Source organism: Bacillus sp. JK74 (assembly GCF_053663395.1).
Window position 1 is genome coordinate 478,755 of record NZ_JBSJQB010000001.1, and the last position, 20,601, is coordinate 499,355.

Here is a 20,601-nt window from a genome sequence, read left to right on the forward strand (position 1 = left end):
CTTCAGCGTGTTTTTTCGACACGAAGGAGAATTTGATAAATCCTGCTTTGTTCGGGCAGCTGTGTCACCGGAAATTGCATCGATTGCGCCATTCGTGTGATTTCCTGTAAAAACAGCTGCACCCGCTCATCCACGTGAACATACGTATAGGACTGCTTTTTCACGTCAAATGTCTCTTCCGGAAAGAGCGTGCGCACCGTCTGCGGCGTAAAAAACCGCAAGTGGGTGCGGTCGAGAATGCCGGCGTCTCTGTATGTCCAGTCCCCGAGCAGAAGCGGGAACAGCGCTTCGGCGTGGGAAATATTCGGAATGCTGCAAACGATTGATCCGGCAGGCGACAAATAGGATGAGTACGTTTCAATGACGCGCCACGGGTCTTTTAAGTGCTCAAGGATGTCCGCGAAAATGATGCAATCAAAAAAGCCTTCCGGATAAGGCAGCTTCACTTTTTCGACATCTTCCTGCAGCACCGCTTCATAATGACCTTTTGCCGCTTGCGCCGCCAGCGGGTGCAGTTCTATTCCGTACAGTTCGCAAGGCTGTCTGTTTTGAAGTTCCAGCCCCGTAGCTCCCGCACCGCAGCCGACATCAAGTATCCGTTTCGCCTCCCGGGGAACGAGCTCCGCAATTTCCGGTCTCGGATGAGTAAAGTACGTAAAATCAGTGCCCCATTTTTCCGTAAAACGCTGGCGGTTCTCCGAATATAACTGATTGATATTGATATCCTGATTAGCCGTAAACGTCGCATGCCCGTGGTGATGCACAAAGGCATCGAGAGCGATGTGCAGGCTGTAGCCTTTTTGCAGGGCGCGCAGACATAGGTCATCATCTTCAAAAGAACCGTATCCGAATTGCTCATCGAACTGGCCGATGTCTTCAATGACGCTTCTTTTCACCAGAAGACAGAAGCCGACAAGGCGCAGCACCCGCTTTGTATGATGCTTTTCCCGTGCGCAATATGCCTCCGCGAATGACTCCAGCTCATCAAGCGATTGATACGCGTCATGGATCATTTGCGCGCCGCTGACATAGTTGCTGACGGGCCCGACCATACCGGTTTTTTCAGATTGATACAGCACCCTCAGCATGGGGGTGAGCCAATTTTTCGTGACCATCGTATCGTTGTTCAGAAACAGCAGATTTTCTCCCCCTGCCGCTTCGATTCCCTGGTTGCACCCCTTGGCGAACCCGAGGTTTTTTTCATTAAGGACGACTTTGACGTCAGGTAGATTTGATATGTATTCTCTCGTTCCGTCTGAGGAACCGTTGTCAACTATAATCAGTTCAATCTTATCTTTGTCGGTGTATCGTTCAATGCTGGCCAGACATTTTTTCGTCAGCTCAAGTTCATTATATGTAAGGATAATAATACTCGTTTTCACCGGCATCCCCGCCTTTATCGTGACTTTATACAACGTATGACATATCCCCGTCATTTATGTGACCGGGCGCCCGCTCGGCATCCGTTTTGAGGGGCCGGTGAATAACCGCCCCCCTAAAACTGAATATTACGGATGAACTGTCCGCCGATTTGATTCTGATCCCGAGCCTCCGTTACGGCTTTTCAGATCCTGCTCAATTTCTTCAAGGCTTTTCCCCTTCGTCTCGGTCACTTTAAACCGGACGAACAGGAATGCCAGTATCCCGATCACGGCATAAATGAGAAATAAATAGCTGATGCCGACTGCTTCCATTAACATCGGATAGGTTAATGAGACAATCAATGTTCCGGCATGCAGCATCAAAGTGGAGACACCCGTCCCGATACCCCGGACATGCAGCGGGAATAATTCAGGAAGCATGACCCACACGGCAGGCCCCCAGCTGACCGCAAACACAATGATAAACAGGCCTAAACAAATCACCGTTGTCCATGATGCGGCTGCTGAATGTTCAAAGAAAAGATTGACCGCAGCCAATACGAGCAGACTGATGACCATGCCCGCATTTCCGGCCAGCAGCAGCGGCTTCCGGCCGATCTTATCAATGACTTTAATAGCCGCAAGCGTCATGATGACATTGACGGCGCCGATTCCGACCGTTCCCAATATAGACGCGGAATTGCCGAACCCGACACTGGTAAATGTTTTCGGTGCGTAATAAATAATTGTATTTGTCCCGATGAATTGCTGCAAAAAGGCAAGTCCGAGGCCGGCAATCAGCGCGGGTCTCACCCACGGCTCAAACAATTCTTTCAAGCCGCCTTCGTTTTCCTTTTCCGCTTCTTTCATCTGATCAATCTCATCATCAATATTCTTCGTTCCCCGCAATGATGAAAGGATTTCTCTTGCTTTCTCTTCTTTGCCGATCGTAAACAGCCAGCGCGGGCTTTCCGGCATAAATAAGATTCCGATCAGCAGAATAACTGACGGCACAACCGCAAGTCCAAGCATCCAGCGCCAAGCCCCTGCATCGGCAAATATATAGTTCACGATATAAGAAACGAGGATTCCGACCGTAATCATCAGCTGATTCAGCGAAGAAAGCGCCCCCCGTTTATGCTTCGGAGCCAGCTCCGATAAATAGAGCGGGACGATCGTTGTAGATGTTCCGACAGCCAGTCCGAGAATAATCCGGAAAAGAACCATCACCCCTGTATTCGGGGCAAAAGCGACTCCTAATCCGCCTATACAAAACAGCAGCGCCGCTCCCATGATGGCCTTTCGTCTGCCGAACCGGTCGGTCAGTTTGCCGGCGAATCCCGATCCGAGAATCGCCCCCGCCAATAACGAACTGACGACGAGGCCTTCTGTAAAGGCGTTCAGTCCCAGTTCTTTTTTCATAAATAAAATAGCTCCGGAAATGACTCCGGTATCATATCCGTATAACGCGCCGCCGAGTGCGCCGAAAAAATAGAGCCATTTATTCGAGTGTATGCTTTTCATGTTATATAGACTCCCTTCATCCAACGCTGTATCCGCGCGGAATTGTTCTACTGCTTCTTTTGCCTGTTTCCGATCGTTTCAAACCTTCCGCACCGTTAACATCCATTATTTTACTGATTATTTTTTACAAAGCGCCGAAACATTTCCCGCTTCCTGCCGTCCAATATAATGTGAACCTGATGCAAAAATAACAGTAGATGTTGTCGAAATAGAGAGAAAGATTTAGAATTTTCTCATTTGCAGAGTTGCTCCAAGTCAACAATTATGGTACGCTTCACAAAGAATAGAAACGAGAGGTAATGATATGGAAGAACGATCTCAACGCAGAAAAAAGAAAAGACGCCTCAGAAAATGGGTGAAATTTGTACTGGTATTCGCCGCTTTCTTATTGGTGATCGCCGGTTCCGTCGGCACCTACGCATTTGTGAAATTGAATAATGCGACCAAAGAAGCGCACGTCAGCCTTGACCGCGGCGACCAGTCCGTAAAACGGATCAAAGAATTTGACCCGAAGAAGGATTCTTTCACCGTGTTGCTTTTAGGAATAGACGCCCGTGACAATAAGGGCGAATCAGTAGATGACGCAAGAAGTGACGCCAATGTGCTCGTCACCTTCAACCGGAAAAAGAAAACAGCGACGATGCTCAGCATTCCGCGGGATTCCTATGTCAACATTCCGGGTCACGGCTATGACAAATTCGCGCACGCACATGCTTACGGCGGTTATAATTTAACTTATAAAACAGTAGAAAACATGTTTGATATTCCGGTAGATTATGTGGTTGAGAGCAACTTCGACGCGTTCCGCGATGTCGTCAATGAGTTGAACGGCGTTACGGTAAACGTGAAAAGCCAGAAAATTGCCGATCGTATTAAAGTCGATACAAAAGGAAAAGTCGTGCTGAAGCCGGGCGTCCAGACGCTTGACGGTGAGCAGGCACTGGCTTATGTAAGAACACGCAAAGCGGACACCGATCTGATGCGCGGACAAAGACAGATGGAAGTGCTGAGCGCCATTATTAAAAAATCTAAATCGTTAAGCTCGATCCCATCGTATGACGATATCGTCGACAGCTTAGGGAAAAACTTGAAAATGAACTTATCTCTTAATGACGCCATCGGTCTGTTCCCGTTTATCACATCGCTGAAATCGGTGAATTCTTTGCAGCTGACAGGTTCAGACAGCTACATTTACACTCCTCAGTACGGCAAAAATATTTATTACTTCAAGCTGAATGAGGAAAACCTTCAAGAAGTAAAAACGAAATTAAAAAATGATTTAGACGCGTAAGATGTCACGGCGGGATTAGCAAATCCCGCCGTTTTTCTGTTGAAAAAAAGGACATGAAGGTATAGCCTTTTAACTGACGGCTTTCTGCTGATTTCGCACAAAGCTGAACATACTACATGAAGCAGCTTTATTTTTAAGGAGGGCATCCATACATATGAAATTGATAGCCATTGACTTAGACGGCACATTACTGAATTCGGACAGTGTGATTTCTCCGGAAAACAGAGCGGCTTTACAAAGAGCGGATGAAGCGGGCATTCTCGTGGCCATCTGCACGGGCAGAGCCACGTTTGATGTAAAAGCGCTCTTAAAGGATTTGGATATTCCGATCATTGCGGCAAACGGCGGGACAGTCCATGACAAAGGATACCGCCTCGTCAGCCGCCTCTTAATGGATCAGCAGGCCGGAAAGGATATCGCCGCTTATTTAACGAACAAAGACATTTACTTTGAGGTCTATACAGATGATCATCTGCTGTCCCCGTTTGACGGCGAGTCCAAACTGCAGGCAGAACTGGACATTCTGAAAAGCGCCAATCCCAAGGAAGATATTCAGACATTATGGGAGGGCGCAAAGACGCAGTTCAAACAATTCGGCATTAAACCCGTACAGGATATACAGGCGATTTTTAACGGAGACGAACATGTTTACAAGCTTCTTTGTTTCTCTTTTGATATGGAAAAACTGAGAAACGCCAAAGAAGAAATTACACATCATCCGAAATTATCCCAGACATCTTCCGGAAAACACATTATCGAAATCCTCCCTGCCGGTTCCGGAAAGGGACGTGCTCTGACGGAGCTTGCCTCACTGTACGGAATTGAAAAACAGGATATTTACGCCATCGGCGACAGCCCGAATGATTTCTCCATGTTTGAAGCGGCGGGAAACCGCATCGCCATGGGCAATGCGATTGATGAACTGAAAGAAAAAAGCACGTATATTACAAAAAGCAACGATGAAAACGGCGTCGCATATTTCATCAACCGGCTTCTCGACAACGGGCAATAAAAGGTAAAAGCCAGGTCTTTCACGGCCTGGCTTTTTCATGTTTTCTAAAAAAGAAATTTCCAAAATTGAAAATAAATTGTAAGATAAAGAAAAAAGGAGTTTCATGATGTCGAATGCAATCGCTATTATAGGATTTTTAGCTTTTCTCTGCGCAGTCGGATACGGAATGTTTCATCTCATATGCAAAGCGGCAAAAAAAGAAAAACATTTTTCAAAAAAGCTGTTTTGGCCTCTTCTCATCGGCGGATTTATCCTGCTTCTGACCGGTGCATCCCTCGCAGAGCCGGACGCCTCGGCCGTGAAGGCAGAGGAGAAATACAGCACCCTTGATACCGCTTATCAAAAATTGACGAAGGAACACCAGGCGCTTGAGAAAAAATATGAAAGCATCAGTGCCGCGGCCGAAAAGGAGAAATCCGAAGCTGAAGCTGGCAACGAAGAAAAACTCAGCAAACTCAGCCAAGAGATAAGCAAGCTGAAAAAAACAAACAAATCACTCAAACAAGACAATGAGAAATTAAAAAATTCACAAAAGAAGCTCGAAAAGACCGCTGAAACGCTTCAGTCAGAAAATAAAACTTTAAAGCGGCAGAAAGCAGAAACAAAAATATCCGAAAATGCGGAAACGGCGCAAAACAACGCCCCTTCCTCCGGAGGACATGCCGAAACGAAAGCAGCCGGCACCTCACAGGGATGCGACATTAAAGGCAGCCGGAACGGCATTTATCACACACCGGGAAGTACATACTATGACCGGACGACAGATCCCGCGGAAATGTTCAGTTCTGTAGAGGATGCGGTAGCGGCCGGATACAGAGCGCCGAAACGGTAAAAGAAAAAGACGTCAGAGACACTCTCTGACGTCTTTTTTTACGGAAGCCGGATGCCGCCCGCATATTTGTCCTTCCAATAAGCGCTTGTGTTCATATTTGTTATGGTAACGCCTGCGGACACGGTGACATGAATCACTTGTCCGTTCCCGATATAAATGGCCGGATTCAGGCTTTCCGCTTTAAAGAAGACCAGATCGCCGGGCTTCAGATCTTGTTTATCGACCGGAACGCCCGCCTGCATCTGCTTGTCGGCATAACGCGGCAGGCTGATTCCTTTCGCTTTTTGATAGATGTATTTAACAAATCCCGCCGTATCAAAGCCGGTTTCCGGTGAAGCGCCGCCTTTCAGATAAGAAATTCCGATATGATCGGCCGCTGTGGACACAACGGGGTTGTCTTTAGAAATGGCTAAATTGCTGAATCGGCGCACCCCTGTGAAATGTTTTTTCCAATAATCTTCCGCCAAGTAAGAAATGGTGACTTTTTCGGAGCGGCTTGCTTGGATGAACCTTCCCTCTCCCGCATAAATGCCCGCATGGGAAATTCCTTTTTTATACGTATCGCTGAAATAAATCACGTCCCCGGGCTTTATGTCGCTCAGCTTGATTTTCTCACCGACCAGCCACTGCTGTTCCGCAGATCTCGGCAGGTAAATGTGAAGCTTGTTTTCAAAAACATATTGGACCAGACCCGAACAGTCGAATCCCGCCTCGGGCGTGCTTCCGCCGAATACATACGGAATGTCGAGGTAACGGGCTGCCTCCTGAACGATCGGATCATCAGCCAGTTCCGGATCTTTTGTCATCCGCTTTGCGCCAAGATATAAATTCATCCAATAACTGCTTTTTTGAAAGCGTGTGACGGTTACGCCTTCTGACGGAGAACTGTGTATCATCTCTCCGTTTCCGATATACAGACCGTCATGGACAGGCGTATTTTGTGTTGAATCCGACTTTTTGAAAAACACAAGATCTCCCGGTAAAAGGTCATTTTCTTTGACGGCGGCTCCGACTTTCCATTGATCACTGACCGTTCTCGGCAGATGGATGTTCTGCCTGCTGAAAAGATAATGCATCAATCCGGACGGATCAAAACCGTCCTCAGGCTCTTCGCCTCCGTAAACATATTTATTTCCGACAAGTTTTTGCGCGTCTGAAACGATCAGGACAGAAACTTGAGAATCCGCTTCGGCAATTTCCGTTCTCGTTACTGCAGGTGCCACAAGACAAATCATAAGGCCGGCAAGGATGTACTTCCTCCAGCTTGTGAGCATGTTTTCTATTCACTCTCCTCATTTTTAGTAGTTTTTACATCGGTAACTTTTAACAAATGTTTAGGAGAGCACAAAAAAAAGAATGCCCGATATGGGCATTCTTTACTGGATTCGGAACAAACAATATGCCGGCAAGCGGAATCATGAGCTTATTTTGCGCCCGCTGTGTCCTCTTGCTGAATTTTTTGCATTTCCGTGTCAATTTTTTGTTTTTCCTGATCTGTGAGCTGATCATTGTATTTAAACGCAGACATAAACATAAATACCATAATGATCGCGGCAAACGGCCATCCCGCTTTAATGATTTTCATTTGTTTTTCACTCCGCTTTCTTTTTTAAGATATCGCTGTGATCCACATCAAACGTTAATTTTCCATCCTTGACGCTCCACTTGAAATTCGATTCTTTCGTCAGTTCACGTACGATCGTTTTATGATTGATGCTGCCTTTTTTAACCGGTGCAGGCGTTGCTTCATGAATGTTCATCGGCGTGACTTCAAAGCGTCCCGTGCCGTTTTTCTGCAGATGATATTGAACAAGCGCCGTGTCTCTCGTTCTTGTCCACCCTTGGTCAAATACGAAGTTGCCCAGGCTGTAGAAAATAACGGTGCCGTGGTACATTTCGATCGGTTCCAGCACGTGCGGATGGTGTCCGACGATAATATCCGCTCCGGCATCTGACATTGCTCTTGCCAATTGGCGCTGTCTGTCATTCGGATCATTATCGTATTCCTGTCCCCAGTGTGTTTGAACAATGACAAGATCGGCTTTCTTTTTGGCTTTAGAAATCATCGGAATAAACAGCTCTGGATCGGCCGGAAGCACACCCGGCGCATTTCGTTTAGCTGCAAAACCTTTTCCGGAAACATCAGTGAAACCCAGTGTTGCGATTTTGATTCCGTTTACATCTTGATAAGAAATGTTCTGCTCGGCTTCCTTCAGCGTGAGGCCCGCTCCGACAAGTTCAAGATTTTGCTTTGAAAACTCTTCAACCGTATCCCGCATTCCTTGAGGGCCGTAATCCATCGCATGGTTGTTGGCTGCCGTGAGAACGGTGAAATTCATGTCCTTCAATACTTTTACGGCATCTTTGTTTGACTGAAGGTGGATATTTTTTTCTGCTTCTTTGTAGTTCTTTTTATATGTAACCGGGTTTTCAAAGTTCCCCGACACATAGTCGGATGCTTCGAAGAATGGCTTTGCGTAACGGAAGACACTCTCCGTGCCTTTATGCTTTGTCACTTTCTCGACATTCCGACCCATCATAATATCTCCGACGAATGAAGCTGATACAAGGTCATCGGCATTTCTTTTCACACTCGGCGTTTCCGCCTTCCCTGTCAGGATGCAGACGAACATCAGGCAAAAGACGATCGGCAGCGCGATAAAAACGTGAAGATTGGTCTTCTTTTTCTGCTGTTTGGTCAGCTTCAGCAGTTTTTCTTGAAAGCTTAATTGTTTTTTCATCGTTTGACACACCTTACATTAGATTAAGTAGTAAGCAAACATAATGGCAAAAGTTGCGCCGCTTAAGAACAGCGTGCTGGCGAATGTAATCGTTAATCCCTGTTTCTGAATGGTATTGGCGATCAGACCCGGTACGATGATACCGATTCCGCGGAATTCTGATATCTCAAACGGTACGATCGGGTAAAGAAAATCAAGGGCGATTTTTAAGCAGATTCCCGTTATCAGCATAGCTGCGAATTTTCTGCGTCCGTACAAAATCATAAATCTGGATAAACCGTATTTGACGATCACGTATGTAAGAAGACTCACTAACAATACGAGTAAAATAAAGACCGGCTGGTTAAAAACGAGCCCTAAATAACCCGGCACGACTAAACCGGCAGGTACGATACCTGTTTTTTCCGCGAAAATTAAACTGATTAACACGCCTAAAATAAGTGAAATGTATAAATCTGATCCGAACATTTATCCTTTTCCTCCTAGCTAACGAGCTGTTTCACCTTATACTCTTGGATTTTTTCAATTAATGGTTCCGCTGAACCGTGGATATTGCCGACGCCATATATGACACGGTTTTGCATTCTTGTTTTCAGCACGTCCATGATTTCGTCTGTTGATTTATATTCCAGATCGTGCAGTGTATCGGCAGGAATCTTGCCTTCTTCATAAGCTCTGACGATCGGTTCTGTCGTTTCGCCGATGAGTATGAGTTCCTTCGTTTTAATGTACGGAAGCACGTCGTTTGCGAACTGAATCGTTCTGTCCACACGGTCGGCGCGGCAGTTCATGATGACGATCGGTTCATCTGTCGGGTAGCCGATTTCCTTTACACGTTTCCATATATTCAAAGTAGAAGATGCATCATTTGCGGCAAAGCCGTTTACGAAATGACCGGGCTCCTTCGTGCTGAGCAGCGGCAGGATTCTCATGGCGCCAGGATCAGGCGGCGCGTTCAGCATTCCTTTAAACGCCGTTTCTTCATCTATCCCAAGAGCCTGGGCAACGCCGAGCGCCAGGGAAGCGTTATCAGGAAAGACCATATATTCAAATTTTCGAAGGTATTCATCTGTAATTTTAGAGTTATCCGCAATAATGACTTCGGTATTCCGCTCTGCGGCTTTTTCTTTAAAGAAGTCTGTGTATTCACTGTCTGTAATGACAAGGTGACCGTTATACGGTATCGTCGCGGTAAAAGCTTCAGCTATTTCATCAAGCGTCGGCCCCATGACATCCATATGGTCTTCAAGCACATTCACGATGACGCCGATGTTGGCTTGAAGGAGTTCTTCCTGAAAGATAATCTGATAATCCGGGTTTACCGCCATACATTCACTGACAATGGCATTGGCGCCCCGTTCTACGGTTTCCTTCATTACTTCTTTTTGCTCGCCGATATTCGGGCCCTGCGGTTTCCGTTTGATCGGTTTCTCCTCAGGTGTATCCCAATAGATCATCCTTGCATCTGTTCCCGTCGTTTTTCCGACTGTTTTGTAGCCCGCCTCCATCAGTATTCCGGTCGTCAGCCTCGTTACGGTTGACTTTCCGCGGATACCATTAATATTGACGCGTACTGGCAGAGCATCGATATTCTTCTGATGCCGCCTTTTTTCAATGATTCCGATGATTAGTACGGCAGCACAGGCTATAATGAGTAACCACATTGATTTTTGACATCTCCTTCTGTATTGATAAATTCATTCATCAGTATATAGCTTCACTATGAATTCTCAATCGGCATTATGTAACATAATCTTCCCGCTTTCACTGAGCCAAACTTCTCTATTAGTGACGCTATTCTTCCTATGATCGAATTGCTTTTTTTGGGAATAGGCAGGACTTAAACCTTACTTCAATTTTTCAAAAGAAAAATGTATGCGTTTACATTCCCACGCAGAAATTCATTTGGACCAATGGGACTATACGCGTTCCGGAAGAAAAAGATGTAATGATAATCCATCTTTTACAGCCTGTTATATCAGCGTTTTCCGCACTGCGCATACGTTTCGGGACTCTATGTCCGCTGTGTGCAGACTGCCTGTTTTGTTAAGGATAAGGTCTTAAAGTCATTCATTTTTCCCCCGTATCCTGCTTTCAGTCCCATTCCAAAATAACTAGCGGAATGACTGGTACGTGACAGAAAAAGACGGGTCCGGAGTGTTTACAAGAAATACACATTTTATATGCGGAAAGCCTATCTCCTTTCAAAGCATTTACAGGACATTTATCACTCTTTTGAAATAATTTTAATAAATCTTTATATTCGTTCAAGAAATATTCATCCATAATTGTGAAGTTCTTGGTAAAACATCGAGAAACTCCTCTATTTTATAAAATGCATAAAAAAGGAATACCCGCTGAAAACTACAGATAACCGGGAAAGGAGGCGGTCTGATGTCTGCGGATAAACAAAACAAACGGATTCCCGGCGATTTTGAATCGGCTGTACGGAAAATGCAGGAGCTGATGTGTGTTTGCGGCGATTTTAAAATACGAAGGATCAAACTGCAGGACCGTCATACCGCTTTCTTTTATATTGAACAAATGATAGAAGAACAGAAGCTGAATGAGTTTCTGTTAAGCGACACCCTGCAGAACGGTCCGCTTGAGGAAACGATGAATGCCGTCAGCAGTGCGGAAACGGATGAAACCAGAAAACTCATTGACGGGATTTTGGCAGGCCAGGTTGTTTTTCTCAGCGATGCGTCAAGGAAAGCGAAGCTGTTTTCCGTCGGGCAGAATCCGCTGCGTTCCATTATGGAACCCGAATCTGAAAGTATCGTCCGCGGCGCCCATGACGGGTTTGTGGAAAGTTTGGAAACGAACATTCATCAGCTGCGGTTTCACATACAGGACCGCCATCTCTCCGTTCATTATATGGATATCGGGGAAAGAGCCAAATCAAAGGTTGCGGTTATCTTTGTTGAGAATATCGCCAATCCGGAGATTGTGGAGGAAGTGAAGCGGCGCCTGTCATACCTGCGTATAGACAGCGTGCTTGCGCCCGGGATTATCGAGGAATCAATAGAAGATAATTCGTTTTCCATTTTTCCGCAGATCGTTCATACGGAACGGCCGGATAAAGCAAAAGCATGCGTGATGGAAGGCTGTGTGCTGATCATGATGGATGGGAGCCCGTCGGCCTTGATTGCCCCGATCACGTTCTTTTCTTTTTTTCAATCGCCGGATGACTACAGCACGAGGTGGATTTCCGCCAGTTTTTTGAGAGTGCTGAGATTTTCCGCCTTTATGATCGCGATTACGCTGCCCGCTTTTTATATCGCGCTGATTGCGTTTCATTTTGAAGTCATTCCCAACGATCTGATTATCACCATGAAAAATTCGATAGTTGATATTCCCTTCCCTCCGCTGATAGAAGCCATGATTATGGAGATTACCATTGAACTGATCCGCGAAGCCGGTATCAGGCTGCCGAAACCGATCAGTCAGACGATCGGCATTGTCGGCGGTCTCGTGATCGGTGACGCGGTCGTTCAGGCGGGACTCATTTCTAATATGATGATTATCGTCGTAGCCGTTACGGCTGTTTCTTCTTTTGTGCTTCCTTCATATGAAATGAGCACGTCCATTCGAACGCTCAGATTTCCGCTTATGTTTCTGGCATCCTCGTTCGGTTTTATCGGCATCGGACTCGGCTTCGGACTTATTCTGATGAACCTGTGCAAGCTTGAATCCCTCGGCGTTCCGTATTTATCATCTCTGACGCCGTTTCATTTCAGTGACTTGAAGGATGCATTTATCCGGCTGCCGGCTTGGTTTATTAAAAGAAGGCCTTTTTATTTGAGACCGCAAGACTCAAAGCAGATGAAACATGTTCGGGGGTGGAGAAAAGATGAAGCCTAAAAAAATAAGCCGGCTTCAAGGCGTGTTTTTCATTAATCAGACGCAGATCAGCATCGGCATTTTGGCGCTGCCCCATTTACTGATGATGAAATCGGGAAGCAGCGGGTGGATTTCCATTCTGCTTACCGGATTGCTCGTCCAGCTTACATTCAGCCTGTATATGATATTATTCCACCGGTTTCCGAAGCTGAACCTGTACGAAATGCTGGAAGAGGTGTTCGGAACACTTGCCGGCAAAGGGGTGCAGGTGCTGTATATTTTATATTTCGCGTTCCTCTGCACGCTCATTCTTTCTGTATTTACACGGATATTGGATATCTGGGTGCTCCCTCAGACTCCGAATTGGGTGATCAGCTTAATGCTGATCCTCGGTTCTGTCTATATCGCCCAAGCTCCGCTGAATGCGATCGCGAGGTTCAGCTTTATTTTAACGCCGTTTTTGCTGCTGATCTCTCTGCCGCTTTTATACACGCTGGGAAAAGCCGATATCACATACATTATGCCGATTTTTCACGGAACCGCAAAAGACATGCTGACCGGGGTGCAGCAAACACTTGTCAGCATTACCGGCTTTCAGGCGGCGCTTGTGATCGGGCCCCTAATCAACTGCACCGTCAGCCAGCGCTACAAAATACTGACGATTTCAAACGGCTTGATTATCCTTTATTACCTGTATATCACTCTTACTTGCTTTGTCACCATCAGCCCCGAAGAAATAAAAATGATCCCGGAGCCTGTGCTGTACCTGTTAAAAACCGTTTCATTCAGAATTATCGAACGGACGGATCTGCTCTTTTTGACGTTTTGGTTCGTGACCGTCTTTTCAACGCTGGCCAACGTGTTTTACTTGGCAAGCACCGGCATCGCCAAGCTGTTCAATCAAAAAGATCACAGCCGGTTTGTTTATCCGCCGGCCCTGCTCGTCTTCCTTCTGTCTATTTGGGCCACAAGCACAGATAAAACGATACAGCAGCTGGATCAGTTTTTCCGCATTTCCGATATTGTGTTTGTGTATTTGTTTCCGTTGTTTATGGTATTGATTGTCCTTGTACGCAAAAAGGGTGTCCGCCATGCGCATTAAAAAAGCGGTTCTTATCAGTCTCATGTGCGCAAGCCTGACACTTGCCGGCTGCTGGGATCAAAATTTGCTGAAAGATATTTCTCTCGTGCTGACCGCAAGCCTTGATGTTGATCAGGACGGTAAAAATAAAATCGCCATCACCTATCGGAAGGTTCAGTCCTCCCAGGCGGAACAGGAAACGGGCGGCTCATTCATTACGACGGTGCTCAGCGCTTCCGGGCACACCATCCGTGAAGCGCGGTTTCAATTGGATAAGCTTGTCGACCAGCGCATTGACACGTCCAAGCAAAGAGTCTTATTAATCGGTGAGAAAATGGCGGAAAAACCGCTTTTTCCTTATCTCGATGTCTTTTACAGAGATCCGAAAAGTCCGCTTCTCGCTCATCCGGCGGTTGTAAAAGACGGCGAGGCGATTGAAGTGCTGAAGCTGATCGTCCGGCAGAAATTGATCGTCAGCAAGTATTTAACGAATTTATTAACAAGCGCTAATGCGGAATCAAATATCAGCATGGAAAATTTGCAATCCATCCGTTCAAGCATGCTGACGGCTGATAAGGATTTCGCCCTTCCTTATTTATCGATTAACGGACAGACGATAAAGGTAGAGGGTTCTGCCCTGTTCAGCGGCCAGCGGAAAGTGACTGAGGTGCTCGGTCAGGATTCGACCCTCCTGACCCTTTTAAGCGGGCAATTTAATAAATCGGCTAATATTAATCTGAAGCTGTGGGACAAATACAAAATGGATATTGAAAATCATCTTTCTCTCGGCATCACGGATGCCACGCGAAAGATTGTATTTATAGATACAGATCCGCAGCATATAAAAGTGAAAATCCGTTTAAAGCTGAACGCACGCGTCTTGGAATATCCGAAGGACAAGCTGAATTCTTATACGGCAATCAACCAAATGAACAAACAAGCATCAGCAAATTTGAACAGCCAGGCCAGATCGGTGATCAGCCATATTCAGGAGCACAACTCGGATATCCTCGGCATCGGCCGGAAATATCAAACCCATTATTATGAGCGGGGCAAGCGGCTCAATTGGCGTGAGGTCTATCCTTCCATCGAAATCGTCCCTGATATCAAAGTGAATATCTCGCAAATCGGCATCGTGAACTAAAAGAGACCCCGGTCTCTTTTTTTGTTGCCAACCGAAATGATTCGTGTTACTCTTTTTGTGTAAACGGTTACATAAATGAAGGAGGAGTGTTTGTTGGCAACGATTAAAGATGTCGCAGGCGCTGCCGGCGTCTCTGTTGCCACGGTCTCGCGTGTCCTCAATGACAACGGCTACGTGCATGAAGATACACGAACGAAGGTCATGCTTGCCATGGAGAAGCTGAATTATTATCCGAATGAAGTTGCCCGCTCTCTTTATAAAAGAGAATCCAGACTGGTCGGGCTTTTGCTTCCGGATATTACGAACCCCTTTTTCCCGCAGCTTGCCCGCGGCGCTGAAGACGAGCTGCAGCGGGAAGGATACCGGCTGATCATCGGCAACAGCGATGAAGAATTGGAAAAAGAACTCGACTACCTGCAAACATTTAAACAAAATCAAGTTGCCGGTATTTTGGCGGCCACCCATTACCCCGACCTTCCCGAATACAGCGGCAGCCTTTACCCGGTCGTATTTCTGGACCGGACAAAAGAAGGCGCCCCATCCGTATTCAGTGACGGGCGGGCAGGCGGAAAACGGGCGGCTGAGGAAATGCTTCGCGGCAAAAGCACAAGCATCACGCTTGTCAAAGGCCCAGGCCACCTTCCGACCGCTCAGGAACGTTTTAACGGCGCACTTGATGTGCTGCAAAAAGCGGGCGCGCAGTTCAATGTCATCTCCGCCGCTTCATTTTCCATCAAGGATGCCGCCGTTTTAGCAGAAGAATTGTTTGCAGCATACCCGGAAACCGACGGAGTCATTGCCAGCAACGATATTGCGGCGGCTGCCGTCCTCCATGAGGCGCTGCGGCTCGGCAAAAAAGTTCCGGAGGAGATTCAGATCATCGGATACGACGATATTCCGCAGAGCAGGCTTTTGTTTCCGCCGCTTTCAACCATCCGCCAGCCTGCATATGAGATGGGAAAACAAGCGGCAAACCTGCTGTTGCAATTGATAAAGAAAGAGCCGCCGAAAGAGACGGCCATTCAAATGCCCGTGACTTATATAAGAAGACAAACGACGAGAAAGGATGATCACCATGAGTGAAATTTGTGTTATCGGAAGCTGTTCTATGGATCTGGTCGTCACATCCGAACGGCGTCCGAAAGCCGGGGAAACCGTACTGGGCACAGACTTTCAAACCGTGCCCGGGGGAAAAGGCGCAAACCAGGCCGTAGCCGCTTCCCGCCTTGGCGCGAACGTATATATGGTAGGAAAAGCTGGCAGTGACAGTTACGGAAAAGCGATTATTGAAAACCTGAAGGCAAACGGCGTCAATACGGACTATATGGAAACGGTTACACACAAAAAAAGCGGAACGGCTCATATTGTGCTCGCAGAAGGAGACAACAGCATCGTCGTCGTAAAAGGCGCAAACGATGACATCTCACCCAATTATGCCAAAAGCGCGCTGGAAAAACTTCCCAGCATTGATATCGTGCTGATCCAGCAGGAGATTCCTGAAGAAACCGTTGAAGAAGTGTGCAGCTACTGCCGCGCGCAGCAAATTCCGGTTATCCTGAATCCCGCGCCGGCCCGGCCGCTGAAACAATCGACGATTGAGAATGCCGCATATCTTACGCCGAACGAACATGAAGCATCCATTTTATTTCCTGACCGGACGAAAGAAGAAGCGCTCGCCGGCTATCCCGGCAAACTGTTCATTACCGAAGGAAAACAAGGGGTACGCTACTCAGACGGCACCGCGGAACGGCTTGTTCCCGGCTTCCCTGCAGAAGCGGTCGACACGACGGGAGCCGGCGATACCTTTAATGCGGCACTTGCCGTCGCACTCGCGGAAGGACGGGACATCGAGCAAGCGCTCCTGTTTGCCAACCGCGCCGCCTCCCTGTCCGTGCAGCACTTCGGCGCCCAAGGCGGGATGCCGGCCAGAAAAGAAGTTGAGGAGCTGCTGTCATGAAAAAACACGGAATGTTAAACAGCCACATTGCCAAAGTATTAGCCGATCTCGGGCATACAGACCTCATCGCAATCGCCGATGCGGGTCTCCCCGTCCCTGACGGCGTCCCTAAAATTGATTTGTCTTTAACGGCGGGCGTTCCCGCCTTTCGGGATGTGACCAGCCTGGTAGCCGGGGAGATGGCAGTCGAAAAGGTGATAGCCGCTTCCGAGATCAAAGACGAAAATCCTGAGAATGCAAGTTTCATAGAAAGCCATTTCTCAGCGCAGACGATCGAGTACATGCCCCACACGGAATTCAAACGGCTCACACAGAAAGCAAAAGCCGTCATCCGAACGGGTGAAATGACACCATACGCCAACTGCATCCTGCAGGCGGGTGTGATTTTCTAGAAAGAAGGGATCCAGCATGCACATCGGCATGACAGACATTCATAAAGCATTCGGCAAAAACCAAGTGCTATCCGGCGTCTCATTTGAGCTTCTGCCGGGAGAAATCCACGCTTTAATGGGAGAAAACGGAGCGGGCAAATCGACGTTAATGAATCTGCTCACCGGGCTCTACCGGCTCGACAAGGGAAACATTACGATAAACGGAACAAATATGAATTTCTCCAATCCAAAGGAAGCCGAAAAGCACGGAATCGCCTTTATCCATCAGGAACTGAATATATGGCCGGACATGACGGTGCTTGAAAACCTTTTTATCGGCAAAGAGCTGACGACGGCGTTCGGCGTTTTGGAAACGAAGAAAATGAAAGCGCTAGCAAAATCACAGCTTGAAAAACTGGGAGTCTCTCTTCCTCTTGACCGGGAAGCCGGACAATGTTCCGTCGGCCAGCAGCAAATGATTGAGATTGCCAAAGCGCTGATGACAAACGCTGAAGTCATTATTATGGACGAACCGACCGCGGCGCTGACCGAACGGGAAATCAGCAAACTGTTTGACGTGATGACGGCGTTAAAACGGGACGGCGTATCCATTGTCTATATTTCGCACCGAATGGAAGAGATATTTTCAATTTGCGACCGGATCACCATTATGCGGGACGGCCTCACTGTCGATACGGCGCATATGAAAGACACTCATTTTGATGAAGTGGTCAAAAAAATGGTCGGACGGGAGCTGACCGATCGGTATCCGACCCGCACGCCGTCACTCGGCGATAAGGTGCTCGAAGTGAAAAACGCCTCAAAAAAAGGAAGCTTTTCACAGATCAGTTTCCATGTGAGCGCCGGAGAAATCCTCGGCGTTTCCGGCTTAATGGGTGCCGGACGGACAGAAATCATGAGGGCGCTGTTCGGAATTGACCGGCTCGATTCCGGAGAGGTCTGGATTTCCGGCCGAAAAACCGGCATTCGGGGTCCGTACGATGCCATCCGCAAGGGACTCGGCCTGATTACGGAGAACCGCAAAGATGAAGGGCTGCTGCTGGATACGTCCATTCGTGAAAATATCTCATTGCCGAACCTGACCAGCTTCTCTCCGAAAGGCATCATTGACCGAAAACGCGAGGCGGAGTTCGTTGAGCTGCTCATCAAGCGTCTGACCATTAAGACTGCATCTCCGGAAACCGCCGCCCGGCATTTATCAGGAGGAAATCAGCAAAAAGTCGTCATCGCCAAATGGATCGGAATCGGCCCGAAAGTTCTCATCCTTGATGAACCGACAAGAGGCGTCGACGTAGGCGCGAAAAGGGAAATCTATTCATTAATGAATGAACTGACCGATCGCGGAGTCGCCATCATCATGGTGTCTTCCGAGCTGCCGGAAATTCTCGGCATGAGTGACAGAATCATCGTCGTCCACGAAGGGCGCATCAGCGGAGAAATCAATGCGGCAGACGCAACACAAGAACACATCATGACACTTGCCACGGGAGGGCAGCAGTATGAAAACTGAACCAATAACATCAACTGAACAAAAGCGATTTTCCATTCATACCTTCACGCAAAAACTCGGTCCGTTTCTCGGCTTACTGATTCTTGTGCTGATCGTTTCCGTTTTAAACCCGAGTTTTCTTGAACCTCTCAATATTCTCAATCTTCTTCGGCAGGTTGCGATTAACGCTCTGATTGCATTCGGAATGACGTTTGTCATTTTAACGGGAGGCATTGATCTCTCTGTCGGAGCCATCCTCGCCTTATCGAGCGCATTGGTCGCAGGTATGATGGTATCAGGCATCGACCCGATCTTAGCCGTCATCATCGGCTGCGTGATCGGCGCCGTACTCGGCATGATAAACGGATTATTAATCACAAAAGGAAAAATGGCGCCGTTCATCGCCACTTTGGCGACAATGACCGTCTTTCGCGGACTGACCCTCGTCTATACGGACGGAAATCCGATTACGGGGCTCGGTACAAATTACGCATTTCAATTATTCGGGCGCGGTTATTTTCTCGGCATCCCCGTACCTGCCATTACGATGCTGATTGCATTTGCGGCCCTGTGGGTTCTTCTGCACAAAACACCGTTCGGCCGCCGGACATACGCCATCGGCGGCAATGAGAAAGCGGCGCTGATATCGGGAATCAAAGTGCCCCGCATCAAGATCATGATCTATTCTCTGACAGGTTTATTATCGGCGCTGGCGGGAGCGATTCTGACATCACGCTTAAATTCCGCACAGCCGACGGCCGGGGAATCATACGAGCTGGACGCCATCGCAGCGGTCGTTCTCGGCGGAACGAGCCTGTCCGGCGGCCGAGGGCGCATCATCGGTACGCTGATCGGGGTTTTGATTATCGGAACGCTGAACAACGGCTTGAACCTTCTCGGCGTATCATCGTTTTATCAGCTTGTCGTCAAAGGAATCGTCATTTTAATCGCGGTGCTGCTGGACCGCAAAAAATCGGCATAGTAGGAGGACCATTATGAAGAAAGCCATCATCACGATCGCGGCATTATCACTGTTTTTGCTGTCCGCCTGTTCACTTGAACCGCCGCAATGGGCAAAACCGTCAAACACAAAACATAAAACAGAATTCACTATCGGGCTCTCCGTCTCCACATTAAACAATCCGTTCTTCGTTTCATTAAAAGAAGGCGTTGTAAAGGAAGCCAAAAAACGGGGCATGAAGGTCATTATTGTCGATGCCCAAAATGATTCATCTAAACAGTCAAATGACGTAGAAGATTTGATCCAGCAGGGAGTCGATGCGCTGCTGATCAATCCGACCGATTCATCAGCGATTTCAACAGCCGTCGAATCGGCAAATTCCCTCGGCATTCCCGTCATTGCGCTGGATCGTTCAGCCGAACACGGCAAAGTCGAAACGCTTGTTGCCTCTGACAATGTCAAAGGAGGAGAAATGGCGGCTGACTACCTCGCCGATCAGCTCGGAAAAGGCGCCAAAGTGGCTGAATTGCAAGGGGTGCCGGGCGCATCCGCGACACGGGAACGCGGAACGGGCTTTCATCATATTGCCGACAAAAAGCTGGATGTCGTAACAAAGCAAGCGGCAGATTTTGACCGCACAAAAGGATTGACCGTCATGGAAAACCTGCTGCAGGGACATCCGGATATCAAAGCCGTGTTCGCCCATAATGATGAAATGGCACTCGGGGCGCTCGAAGCGATTAACAGCTCGGGCAAACACATTTTGGTCGTCGGTTTCGACGGAAACAAAGATGCGATTTCTTCCATTAAAAACGGGAAGCTGACAGCCACGGTCGCCCAGCAGCCGGAGCTGATCGGAAAACTGGCGGCCGAAGCGGCGGAGCAGGTGCTCAAAGGAGAAAAAGTCAAAAAAACCATTGCCGCTCCATTGAAACTTCAAACACAAAAATAATCGGCCGATGTTTAGACTTCC

The 20,601-nt window shown here is 47.7% G+C and carries 19 protein-coding genes; 12 read left to right on the forward strand and 7 right to left on the reverse strand.

Going from position 1 to position 20,601, the window contains the following annotated elements; genetic code table 11:
- Positions 1–2: 2 nt before the first annotated feature.
- On the reverse strand, positions 3–1,415 hold the full coding sequence (locus tag ACWJJ5_RS02430; RefSeq protein WP_454022165.1) for a glycosyltransferase: 1,413 nt from the start codon (positions 1,413–1,415) through the stop codon (positions 3–5).
- A 93-nt stretch (positions 1,416–1,508) separates the two neighbouring features.
- Positions 1,509–2,885: a sugar porter family MFS transporter gene (locus ACWJJ5_RS02435; RefSeq protein WP_094247445.1), complete on the reverse strand. Its 1,377-nt coding sequence runs from the start codon at positions 2,883–2,885 to the stop codon at positions 1,509–1,511.
- A 304-nt stretch (positions 2,886–3,189) separates the two neighbouring features.
- On the opposite strand from ACWJJ5_RS02435, the gene ACWJJ5_RS02440 reads away from it, so the two are divergent.
- The 3 genes from ACWJJ5_RS02440 to ACWJJ5_RS02450 all read left to right on the forward strand — a co-directional run bounded on the left by ACWJJ5_RS02440 (position 3,190) and on the right by ACWJJ5_RS02450 (position 6,020).
- Complete coding sequence (locus ACWJJ5_RS02440) at positions 3,190–4,176, forward strand: LCP family protein (protein ID WP_003151348.1); 987 nt, start codon at positions 3,190–3,192, stop codon at positions 4,174–4,176.
- Between the two features lie 154 nt (positions 4,177–4,330).
- Entirely contained in the window at positions 4,331–5,188 is an 858-nt protein-coding gene (locus ACWJJ5_RS02445) for a Cof-type HAD-IIB family hydrolase (protein WP_025853558.1), read from the forward strand.
- Positions 5,189–5,294: 106 nt separating this feature from the next.
- Entirely contained in the window at positions 5,295–6,020 is a 726-nt protein-coding gene (locus tag ACWJJ5_RS02450) for a sunset domain-containing protein (protein WP_454022166.1), read from the forward strand.
- Between the two features lie 38 nt (positions 6,021–6,058).
- Here ACWJJ5_RS02450 and ACWJJ5_RS02455 read toward each other — a convergent pair whose 3' ends face one another.
- The 5 genes from ACWJJ5_RS02455 to pgsB all read right to left on the reverse strand — a co-directional run bounded on the left by ACWJJ5_RS02455 (position 6,059) and on the right by pgsB (position 10,425).
- Positions 6,059–7,294, reverse strand: a complete 1,236-nt coding sequence (locus tag ACWJJ5_RS02455) for a C40 family peptidase (protein ID WP_454022167.1) — start codon at positions 7,292–7,294, stop codon at positions 6,059–6,061.
- 149 nt (positions 7,295–7,443) lie between these two features.
- Entirely contained in the window at positions 7,444–7,605 is a 162-nt protein-coding gene (locus ACWJJ5_RS02460) for a hypothetical protein (protein WP_003151344.1), read from the reverse strand.
- A gap of 7 nt (positions 7,606–7,612) precedes the next feature.
- Positions 7,613–8,761: a CapA family protein gene (locus tag ACWJJ5_RS02465; RefSeq protein WP_017418784.1), complete on the reverse strand. Its 1,149-nt coding sequence runs from the start codon at positions 8,759–8,761 to the stop codon at positions 7,613–7,615.
- An 18-nt stretch (positions 8,762–8,779) separates the two neighbouring features.
- Positions 8,780–9,229 carry a poly-gamma-glutamate biosynthesis protein PgsC gene (gene pgsC / locus ACWJJ5_RS02470; protein WP_003151340.1) on the reverse strand — a complete coding sequence of 150 codons (450 nt, stop codon included), beginning with the start codon at positions 9,227–9,229 and terminating at the stop codon, positions 8,780–8,782.
- Between the two features lie 14 nt (positions 9,230–9,243).
- Positions 9,244–10,425: a poly-gamma-glutamate synthase PgsB gene (pgsB, locus tag ACWJJ5_RS02475; RefSeq protein WP_003151337.1), complete on the reverse strand. Its 1,182-nt coding sequence runs from the start codon at positions 10,423–10,425 to the stop codon at positions 9,244–9,246.
- Between the two features lie 730 nt (positions 10,426–11,155).
- Between pgsB and ACWJJ5_RS02480 the strand changes: the two genes are divergently transcribed.
- From ACWJJ5_RS02480 to rbsB, 9 genes are all read left to right on the forward strand, one after another.
- A complete protein-coding gene (locus tag ACWJJ5_RS02480) occupies positions 11,156–12,625 on the forward strand; it encodes a spore germination protein (protein ID WP_172615027.1) in 1,470 nt (489 codons plus the stop codon).
- On the forward strand, positions 12,615–13,706 hold the full coding sequence (locus ACWJJ5_RS02485) for a GerAB/ArcD/ProY family transporter (RefSeq protein WP_071392385.1): 1,092 nt from the start codon (positions 12,615–12,617) through the stop codon (positions 13,704–13,706). Before ACWJJ5_RS02480 ends, ACWJJ5_RS02485 begins: the two co-directional genes overlap by 11 nt.
- Positions 13,696–14,829, forward strand: a complete 1,134-nt coding sequence (locus tag ACWJJ5_RS02490; protein WP_077722949.1) for a Ger(x)C family spore germination protein — start codon at positions 13,696–13,698, stop codon at positions 14,827–14,829. The genes ACWJJ5_RS02485 and ACWJJ5_RS02490 overlap by 11 nt, the downstream gene beginning before the upstream one ends.
- A gap of 93 nt (positions 14,830–14,922) precedes the next feature.
- Positions 14,923–15,912, forward strand: coding sequence for a LacI family DNA-binding transcriptional regulator (locus ACWJJ5_RS02495; RefSeq protein ID WP_003151331.1), 990 nt, complete (start codon positions 14,923–14,925; stop codon positions 15,910–15,912).
- Entirely contained in the window at positions 15,905–16,786 is an 882-nt protein-coding gene (rbsK, locus tag ACWJJ5_RS02500; protein WP_003151330.1) for a ribokinase, read from the forward strand. The genes ACWJJ5_RS02495 and rbsK overlap by 8 nt, the downstream gene beginning before the upstream one ends.
- Complete coding sequence (gene rbsD / locus ACWJJ5_RS02505) at positions 16,783–17,178, forward strand: D-ribose pyranase (protein WP_003151329.1); 396 nt, start codon at positions 16,783–16,785, stop codon at positions 17,176–17,178. The genes rbsK and rbsD overlap by 4 nt, the downstream gene beginning before the upstream one ends.
- 16 nt (positions 17,179–17,194) lie before the next feature.
- Positions 17,195–18,688 (forward strand): sugar ABC transporter ATP-binding protein, encoded by a 1,494-nt coding sequence (locus tag ACWJJ5_RS02510; RefSeq protein ID WP_014305956.1) that lies wholly within the window; start codon positions 17,195–17,197, stop codon positions 18,686–18,688.
- Positions 18,678–19,649 (forward strand): ribose ABC transporter permease RbsC, encoded by a 972-nt coding sequence (gene rbsC / locus ACWJJ5_RS02515; protein ID WP_454022168.1) that lies wholly within the window; start codon positions 18,678–18,680, stop codon positions 19,647–19,649. Before ACWJJ5_RS02510 ends, rbsC begins: the two co-directional genes overlap by 11 nt.
- A gap of 13 nt (positions 19,650–19,662) precedes the next feature.
- Entirely contained in the window at positions 19,663–20,580 is a 918-nt protein-coding gene (gene rbsB, locus ACWJJ5_RS02520; protein ID WP_454022169.1) for a ribose ABC transporter substrate-binding protein RbsB, read from the forward strand.
- The last annotated feature ends 21 nt before the right edge of the window (positions 20,581–20,601 follow it).

Excerpts from the sequence above, each read along its gene's own strand:
- ACWJJ5_RS02435 (WP_094247445.1), bottom strand. The coding sequence starts at position 2,885 with ATGAAAAGCATACACTCGAATAAATGGCTCTATTTTTTCGGCGCACTC.
- ACWJJ5_RS02440 (WP_003151348.1), top strand. The coding sequence starts at position 3,190 with ATGGAAGAACGATCTCAACGCAGAAAAAAGAAAAGACGCCTCAGAAAA.
- ACWJJ5_RS02445 (WP_025853558.1), top strand. The coding sequence starts at position 4,331 with ATGAAATTGATAGCCATTGACTTAGACGGCACATTACTGAATTCGGAC.
- ACWJJ5_RS02450 (WP_454022166.1), top strand. The coding sequence starts at position 5,295 with ATGTCGAATGCAATCGCTATTATAGGATTTTTAGCTTTTCTCTGCGCA.
- ACWJJ5_RS02455 (WP_454022167.1), bottom strand. The coding sequence starts at position 7,294 with ATGCTCACAAGCTGGAGGAAGTACATCCTTGCCGGCCTTATGATTTGT.
- ACWJJ5_RS02460 (WP_003151344.1), bottom strand. The coding sequence starts at position 7,605 with ATGAAAATCATTAAAGCGGGATGGCCGTTTGCCGCGATCATTATGGTA.
- ACWJJ5_RS02465 (WP_017418784.1), bottom strand. The coding sequence starts at position 8,761 with ATGAAAAAACAATTAAGCTTTCAAGAAAAACTGCTGAAGCTGACCAAA.
- pgsC (WP_003151340.1), bottom strand. The coding sequence starts at position 9,229 with ATGTTCGGATCAGATTTATACATTTCACTTATTTTAGGCGTGTTAATC.
- pgsB (WP_003151337.1), bottom strand. The coding sequence starts at position 10,425 with ATGTGGTTACTCATTATAGCCTGTGCTGCCGTACTAATCATCGGAATC.
- ACWJJ5_RS02480 (WP_172615027.1), top strand. The coding sequence starts at position 11,156 with ATGTCTGCGGATAAACAAAACAAACGGATTCCCGGCGATTTTGAATCG.
- ACWJJ5_RS02485 (WP_071392385.1), top strand. The coding sequence starts at position 12,615 with ATGAAGCCTAAAAAAATAAGCCGGCTTCAAGGCGTGTTTTTCATTAAT.
- ACWJJ5_RS02490 (WP_077722949.1), top strand. The coding sequence starts at position 13,696 with ATGCGCATTAAAAAAGCGGTTCTTATCAGTCTCATGTGCGCAAGCCTG.
- rbsK (WP_003151330.1), top strand. The coding sequence starts at position 15,905 with ATGAGTGAAATTTGTGTTATCGGAAGCTGTTCTATGGATCTGGTCGTC.
- rbsD (WP_003151329.1), top strand. The coding sequence starts at position 16,783 with ATGAAAAAACACGGAATGTTAAACAGCCACATTGCCAAAGTATTAGCC.
- ACWJJ5_RS02510 (WP_014305956.1), top strand. The coding sequence starts at position 17,195 with ATGCACATCGGCATGACAGACATTCATAAAGCATTCGGCAAAAACCAA.
- rbsC (WP_454022168.1), top strand. The coding sequence starts at position 18,678 with ATGAAAACTGAACCAATAACATCAACTGAACAAAAGCGATTTTCCATT.
- rbsB (WP_454022169.1), top strand. The coding sequence starts at position 19,663 with ATGAAGAAAGCCATCATCACGATCGCGGCATTATCACTGTTTTTGCTG.